The organism is Microcystis sp. M53603_WE2 (genome assembly GCF_030065435.1).
Map to the genome: position 1 here is coordinate 1 of NZ_JASJFF010001201.1, position 2,007 is coordinate 2,007.

A 2,007-nucleotide genomic window follows, 5' to 3' on the forward strand; every position below is an offset into this window, starting at 1 on the left:
ATTTTTATCTAGTGCCATCTAGTCTAACGAAAGAACAATCAATGTTTGGTCTTATAGGTCATCTTACCAGTTTAGAACACGCCCAATCGGTCGCCGACGATCTAGGTTATCCTGAATATGCTAACCAGGGATTAGATTTTTGGTGTGCTGCCCCCCCGCAAATTGTCGATGATTTTCATGTCACCAGCATCACGGGACAAACCATCACGGGTAAATACATCGAATCCTGTTTTTTACCGGAGATGTTGTCGCATCGTTGGGTAAAGTCTGCTATTCGTAAGGTGCTAAATGCCATGGCACTCGCTCAAAAAAGTGATATCAATATCACCGCACTCGGCGGTTTTTCTTCAATTATTTTCGAGGAGTTTAATCTCAAAGATAATCGACAGGTGCGGAATATCGAGCTAGATTTTGGCCGTTTTACCACCGGTAACACCCACACCGCTTACGTCATCTGCACTCAGGTGGAAACCCTCGCTGAAAAAATGGGCATCGATTTAGCTCAATCTACCGTCGTGGTTTGTGGGGCCACCGGAGATATCGGCAGCGCTGTTTGTCGTTGGTTAAATGAAAAAACCGATACAAAAGAACTAATCTATGTGGCACGCAATCAAGAGCGTTTACAATCTCTGCAAGAGGAGTTAGGACGCGGTAAAATTCTCCCCCTAGAGGAGGCTTTACCCCTGGCTGATATCATTGTTTGGGTGGCTAGTATGCCTAAAGGGGTGGAAATTGATCTAGATAAACTTAAGCGCCCCTGCATTATTATTGATGGTGGTTATCCGAAAAATTTAGGCATGGTATTAAATGCCCCCGATATTTCGGTGATTAAGGGCGGCATTGTCGAGCATTCCCTCGATATTGACTGGAAAATTATGAAAATCGTTAATATGGATATTCCCTCTCGTCAAATGTTTGCCTGTTTTGCTGAGGCGATTTTATTGGAGTTGGAGGGTTGGCAAACTAATTTTTCCTGGGGACGCAATCAAATTACCGTCCCTAAAATGGAACAAATCGGCGCAGCTTCCCGCAAACACGGGTTTCAACCTTTGTTATTTTAATTAATATCCCCAACCCCCCCCCACCGACCACGGAATTAGAAGTTTTAGGCGACAAATAATTAGGAGTGAGCGCTTGACTTTGCCAGCGGCTTGGGTTATGATTGTTTTATAATGGGATGGTCGTGTTTACAGCGAAACGCTTAGATTACCATTATGAATAAACTCTTTTAAAAATATTATCCCAAAATCTGCCGACAAAAGCAAGCAAAATTTTGCCATCAATTGTTAAGTTTTGTTAAGAAAAATCCTAAGAGTGGCAAGGAAGAGAACTCCCTTAACAGATCAGTCCGATCTCTTTGATAGTTTCTCAGGGCTTTTGGGGGAATTATAGAGATGTGGGGCTGATTTTTAGCTCGTTCCCAAGTTCTACCTGGGAACGCTTTGTTGAGGTTCTACCTGAATACTACTTTAAGGCAGAGCCTTCGACTCATTGTTCGCTTAATTTTTTAAGGGAAGGGTTTTAAAATTGCTGGAACCTTTATCCTGTATGCTTTTTAGCGAATAAGGTAAGCAGAAAATCCGAGAATGCGATCGCCAATTGACTCGCTCAAACCCTGATCAATTCGTTAACTTCCAAATGGTTTTTTTGTACTAATAAATATTCGAATAGAACGCTCAATGCGTTTGCTAGACTGTGTTTGAGACAATTTATCAAATTTTCGGTTCGAGAAATGAGCGAACGGTGAGTTTGAACTCTCAAAAATTAATTATGCAAGAAATCTAATAATAATTAGGGTTTGCTGAATAAATCTAAAAACCTTGTTGGATAGGGTTTTTAGACTTGTTTTCCCTCAAAAAGTGCCGACCTTTGGAGTGATTGGGGGGAAAATTCAGGGACTTTTTCCCTGAAAATTAGGTAATTGACCCCCTGAAAATGGGTAAAACCCCACACCCCACACCCCACACCCCACACCCTGCCCCCAGGAAAAGCTTTTTCAGCAAACCC

General features: G+C 42.1%; 1 protein-coding gene. It reads left to right on the forward strand.

The features are described 5' to 3' along the window. The first annotated feature begins 41 nt into the window (after positions 1-41). A complete protein-coding gene (locus tag PX481_RS25180) occupies positions 42-1,061 on the forward strand; it encodes a long-chain acyl-[acyl-carrier-protein] reductase (protein WP_002759660.1) in 1,020 nt (339 codons plus the stop codon). Positions 1,062-2,007: the final 946 nt, after the last annotated feature.